Raw genomic sequence first — 5,412 nt, forward strand, 5'->3', positions numbered from 1 at the left:
AAGTTCGTGATCATTGGCCACTGATTTATAGCCTTGTCGGCCATCCAGATATTGCCGAACCACTGTCAGCTTGAACTGCTCGTTGTACTTGGTCATGAAAAAAACCCAAAAGTTGGTGTCCAACTTTTGGGGTTCAGTTCAAAATGTAACCCTTTTTCGTTTCCGCGTCGTTTTAGTTTTATCTTCCCTTCGTCTCCCCTCATTTTCCCTTCTTGATACGCCCCGGTCCCCGGGCGCCGCGCCGCGCGGCCAGCCCGAGCAGGGCCAGTCCGCCCAGCAGCATGCCGTAACCGACGGGCTCGGGCACCGAGCTGATGGTCAGGCTGGCGTAGCGCACCTCTGCCGCGTCGCTCACATTGGCAAAATTGGTGACTTCAAAATACGCGTCGCCGGCGATTTGCGAGCTGGTGATGCTGAATAGCTGGATGAAGGCCGCGCCGCCATCGGGCCGATAGCTGGCGCTCAAGGTATCGCCCTGGCGCCGCAGTTGCAGCGTGGTCATCGTGGCCGTTGCCGTGAACGCGAATCCGTCGGGCGGGAAGACGCCGCCGCCATCTTGGTTCAGCTCGCCGCCATGAAAGTCCATGCCGGTAAAGCCGACGTTGTTGAAGAAGAAGAATCCCGCGCGGCCGGCACCGTTCAGCGAAAAATCGGCGACGGCGGTGGCGATGAAATCGCCCCCGGTGGCAAATGTCGTGCTGACGACGGCGATGTCATTCGACGGCTGGGCGGCGTCGGTGGCGGCCTTGGCCAGCGCCAGATAACCGGAGCCCGTGCTGGCGCTCCATGGCGGGCTGAGGCCGGGCACGTCGACCGGCATCGTGGTGGCGTTGGCGATGGTGTGCAGCTGCAAGCCCGGATCGAGCGTGGGCTGGTTGAAATAGGCCGCATAGTCGGCGGCGGCCGCCGTGTGGGGCGCCGCCAGCAACGCCGCCAGCAGGCAGGAAAAGTAGAGGCCCCGGTAATGGTCGCGCATCGTTGACCTCCTGTTTGTGCAAGGTGTGCTTGATAGGGTTGCCTGGAGTGCGGCGAAAACGGCGGTGTGGCAGGGCGCCGCCGCAGTCGCTCATGGCCGGTGCGCGGAGGGTGTCGTATCAATATAGTCTGTAAAAAAATGCAAATGTACACGCTTTGTAACAAACGCGGAGATTGTCGACGGCCCGCTCGCCGCCGTCACGGTTTGTTGGGGGCCGGCGCGGCGTGCTCTTGCGCGCAGTCGCGCCGCTGACGCGGGGATGGCGGCGTCTTGGGCGCCAGCTGCTGCTGGAAGCGGGCGATGATGGTATCGAGCGTGCCATCCTTGCGCATCTTGCCCAGTTCCAGATTGAATTGCTCGATGATTTGTCTGGCGTGCGCGGTTTGCGGATTGATGGCCAGATACAGTGGCAGCGTCATCAGCGGCGCCGGGGCGAATTCGATGTCGCCCAGCGCGTCGTGCGCCGCGATATTGGACTGGATGTGATATTGCGCGATCAGCTTGTCCTCCAGCACGCCGTCGATGCGGCCGATGGTGAGCTTGAGCAGGTTCTGGATGGTGCGGTCGACCGGCTCGAGCTGGACATTCTTTTGCGACAAAAACTCGTCGCTGTATTCATAGTCGCGCCCGATGCCGATGCGCGCTCCGCTCAATTGCGCCAGCGTGCTGGCGTCTTGCAGCCGGCACGGCATGTGCAGGATGAACAGCTGGTTGGACATATAGCTGTCGCTGAACAGCAGCTTGCCGCGCCGCTCGCTGGTCGACCAGATGGCCACCACGCCATCGTTCTGGTGCTGGTAGGCGGAGGTGAGCACGCGCGACCAGGGCATGATGGTGATGTCTACCGCGTAGCCGGCGCGGCGCAGGGCGGTGCTGACGATGTCCGACGCCACGCCCTGCTGCGGCAAATCCTTGCCGGTATAGGGTTCCCAGTAGTTCGCGGCCAAGTGCAGCGGCAGCGGCGCGGCCGGGGCCGGCAAGGCCAGCAGCAACAGCGTTGTCAGCGTCCAGCCTGGTCTCACGCCCACCTCCTTTTCGATCGCCCATCTTACCCCCGAACCGCGCGCCTCAGGCCGTTTCCGCGAGCGCCGAGCCGGTGCGTTGCAAGATCACGTCGATGGCCTTGGCGGCCGGTACCTTGCTTTCTTTGGCGTGGTGCCACAGCGGGATCAGCGGATTGCATTCCGGATAGTAAGCGGCGACGCAACCGGCCGGCACCGCGTATTCGACGACGCGCAAATTGTCGACCGCCCGCGCGACGCCGTCGCCGCTCGGGGTGCGCGCCGTCACCAGGTCGGCTTCGGCCAAGCCCAGCCGGTCCATGTCGGCGCGCGCCATCAGCAACACCTTGCGGCTGCCGTAGATGCCGCGGAAACGGTCGTCGTTGCTGTAGATGGTGGTGTTGAACTGGCCGTCGCTGCGCACGGTGAACAGGCGCAGCGTGGCCGGGCCGCCGGGCCCGAGGTCGGGATCTTCGTCGAGCGACTCGGGCGCGATGAAGTTGGCCTTGCCGGTGGCCGTCTTCCAGATCCGTTCGGCCGCCGGCACCGGCTTGCGGAAGCCGCCCGGCGTCCACATGCGCTCGTTGAAGCGCGGGAAAATCTCGGGATAGGTGGCCTCGATGGCGTCGCGCACCCGCGCGTAATCGGCGCACCAGGCATCCCAGTCGACGCGCGGATTCGGCGCCAGCGCGGCCTTGGCAATGCCGGCCACGATGGCCGGCTCCGAGCGCAGCAGCTCGCCGGCCGGTTCGGCCCGTCCGCGCGAACCGTGCATGCAGCCGGTGCTGTCCTCCATCGACACCGCTTGCTCGACGCCGTTCTGGCGGTCGATTTCGATGCGGCCCAGGCAGGGCAGGATGTAGGCGACCTGGCCGTGGATCAGGTGGCTGCGATTGAGCTTGGTGGAAATCTGCACCGTCAGCCGCAGCTCGCGCCAGGCCCGCTCCATCAGCGCCGTCTCCGGCACGGCGCGCACGAAATTACCGCCCAGGCCGATGAAGCCGTGCACGCTGCGCGCCAGTATGCCCTCGCAGGCCTCGACCGTGTTCATGCCCTTGTCGCGCGGCGGCTCGAAACCGTATTGACCTGCCAGTTTATCGAGCGGCGCCAGCGCCGGTTTTTCGGTGATGCCGACGGTGCGCTGGCCCTGCACGTTGGAGTGGCCGCGCACCGGGCAGATGCCGGCACCGGGCCGGCCCATATTGCCGCGCAGCAGGAGGAAATTGCTGACCATCTCCACGTTCTGCACGCCGTTGCGGTGCTGCGTCAGGCCCATGCCGTAGATGCCGATCACGGCCTTCGCACTGCAATAGACGGCGGCCGCCGCTTCCAGGTCGGCGCGCGCCAGGCCGGAAGTGCTTTCGATCTGGTCCCAGCCGCAGGCGCGCAGCGACGCGAGGAAGGCGTCGGCGCCATGGGTATGCTGGTCGATGAACGCGGTGTCGAGCACGCGCGGCAGGCCGGCCGCGCGGGCCGCGTCGTCGGCCGCCAGCACCGCCTTGCACAAGCCCATCAGCGCGGCCGTGTCGCCGCCGGCCTTGACCTGGAGGTATTGCGTGCTGATGGCGGTTTCCTTCCCGGTCAACATTTCCGTCGGCGATTGCGGATTGACGAAGCTGACCAGGCCGCGTTCGCGCAGCGGGTTGAAGGTGATGATCTCGGTGCCGCGCCGGCGCGCGTCCTGCAACTGGTGCAACATGCGCGGGCTGTTGATGCCGACGTTCTGGCCGAAAAAGAAGATGCAGTCGGTCTTCTCGAAATCGTCCAGCACCACCGTGCCGCAGGCCACGCCTATGGTTTTCGGCAGCGCCACCGACGTGCTTTCATGGCACATATTCGAGCTGTCGGGCAGGTTGTTGTTGCCGTACAGCCGGGCCAGCAACTGGTACATATACGACGTCTCCAGCGCGGCGCGGCCGGAGCTGTAGAACACCACGCTCTTCGGCGCCAGGCGGCGCAGCTCGGCGCCGATCTCGGCGTAGGCGGCGTCCCAGCTCGTCGCCAGGTATTTGTCGCTGACCGCGTCCCAGCGCATCGGCACGGTCAGGCGGCCGAGGTCTTCCAGTTCATGGTCGCTCCACTGTTCCAGTTCGGTGACGGTGTGGCGGTCGAAAAAATCGTCATCCGGCTTTTTGGACGTGACTTCCCAGGCGGTCGCCTTGGCGCCGCTTTCGCAGAATTCGAAGGGATGCGGGTTGGCCGGCTTGGCCCACGAACAGCTGACGCAGGCGTAGCCGTCGGGCTTGTTCTGGTGGCGCAGCAGCGCGCTGCCTTTGGCGAGGACATGCTCGTGCAGCAGGATGGCGCCGACCTCCTTGGCCGAGCCCCAGCCGCCGGCGGGCATGTCGGCGCTGGTGATCTTGACTTTCTCATTCATGTGCTGTCCTCACTGTGGCCGTGTTGACAATGGCGGAATCGCTCCGTCGATGCGCCACGTTAGCGGCGAGGGCAGGGAAGCACCGTTCGCTCGCGCACGGTGCGGCGCCGGTGGCGCGGCGAAAATAGCGGGAAAATTCGCGCCAGGGGTCGCCAATTGCTCAATGAGCAGCTATAATGCGGCCTCTTTTCCCTGATAGCTCAGTTGGTAGAGCGACGGACTGTTAATCCGCAGGTCCCTGGTTCGAGTCCAGGTCGGGGAGCCAGAATTTAGAAGGGCCGCATCGTGAGATGCGGCCCTTTTTCTATTGGTGGCCAGTATGTGTGCTTTCTTGTGGGGGGCAACCCCGCCACGCGTATGCTGCCAACAATATCAGCCTGGTTTTGCCCGCCATAGGAGTTGAACAGCCGCGAGCCAAATTGCGCCTTATTTAGTTACTGATTTTTTTCGTTTACGCCATATTGTCGGAATTAATATAAACCAAAATAAATATGAAAAAATAACTTCGGATGCTGATCCAACAAGTTGCGCAACTGGACTAGGCATATATCGAAGATAAAAATCGTAAAAATAAAATTGAAACATCATTGAAAATGGTGCTGTCCAAATTAAAATAATCCATCCATAGAATATACTTGCATCGCCGCCAATTCTTGAACCATACTCTAATGCGATAGCTATGCAAAGCCAGCATCCTCTCACAAACTGATTCATACCACTCATTTTTTACCCCCGCACTGTGCCCGACAAACCGAAAGTGTACTATTCGCCCACGTTTGACAATTCTCACCGTGCGAAAGGTCCACACTGTAGTTTGGCGGCGGCTTCTTGAAATTGTCCTGAATACATTTTTCGATACATGAATTATCGTTATCAGTTTTTTCGCAAGCTGATGGCGACGATGATTTCTCGTATTCCATAAGGTGAGCTCTAATAACTCGATTTTGACGGCGTAAAGCGGTGAGCAGGCCGCTTGCCCAATGTCGGCGGTTGTAACGGCCGATCCGGCGACGCGTGGGAAATGGCAAGGCAAGGAACAAACTGGGCGATCTGGGGGC

The 5,412-nt window shown here is 62.0% G+C and carries 4 protein-coding genes and 1 tRNA gene; 1 reads left to right on the forward strand and 4 read right to left on the reverse strand.

The genetic code is table 11. The annotated features are described in order from the left end of the window. Positions 1-199: 199 nt before the first annotated feature. From Q0S71_RS08485 to Q0S71_RS08495, 3 genes are all read right to left on the reverse strand, one after another. Positions 200-976, reverse strand: a complete 777-nt coding sequence (locus Q0S71_RS08485) for a hypothetical protein (protein ID WP_295993945.1) — start codon at positions 974-976, stop codon at positions 200-202. A gap of 197 nt (positions 977-1,173) precedes the next feature. Continuing rightward, positions 1,174-1,998, reverse strand: a complete 825-nt coding sequence (locus tag Q0S71_RS08490) for an ABC transporter substrate-binding protein (protein ID WP_295993946.1) — start codon at positions 1,996-1,998, stop codon at positions 1,174-1,176. Positions 1,999-2,044: 46 nt separating this feature from the next. Next, positions 2,045-4,354 carry an FdhF/YdeP family oxidoreductase gene (locus Q0S71_RS08495; protein ID WP_295993947.1) on the reverse strand — a complete coding sequence of 770 codons (2,310 nt, stop codon included), beginning with the start codon at positions 4,352-4,354 and terminating at the stop codon, positions 2,045-2,047. Between the two features lie 189 nt (positions 4,355-4,543). Between Q0S71_RS08495 and Q0S71_RS08500 the strand changes: the two genes are divergently transcribed. Then, positions 4,544-4,619 (forward strand) — tRNA-Asn (locus Q0S71_RS08500). 161 nt (positions 4,620-4,780) lie between these two features. On the opposite strand, the gene Q0S71_RS08505 is transcribed toward Q0S71_RS08500, so the two are convergent. Next, on the reverse strand, positions 4,781-5,068 hold the full coding sequence (locus Q0S71_RS08505) for a hypothetical protein (protein WP_295993948.1): 288 nt from the start codon (positions 5,066-5,068) through the stop codon (positions 4,781-4,783). Positions 5,069-5,412: the final 344 nt, after the last annotated feature.

The sequence above is a fragment of the Rugamonas sp. genome (assembly GCF_025354735.1).
GTDB lineage: Bacteria > Pseudomonadota > Gammaproteobacteria > Burkholderiales > Burkholderiaceae_D > Rugamonas.

What these genes read in the sequence shown, in the direction of transcription:
- Q0S71_RS08505 (WP_295993948.1), bottom strand. Translation starts at nt 5,068, where the DNA reads ATGAATCAGTTTGTGAGAGGATGCTGGCTTTGCATAGCTATCGCATTA.
- Q0S71_RS08485 (WP_295993945.1), bottom strand. Translation starts at nt 976, where the DNA reads ATGCGCGACCATTACCGGGGCCTCTACTTTTCCTGCCTGCTGGCGGCG.
- Q0S71_RS08495 (WP_295993947.1), bottom strand. Translation starts at nt 4,354, where the DNA reads ATGAATGAGAAAGTCAAGATCACCAGCGCCGACATGCCCGCCGGCGGC.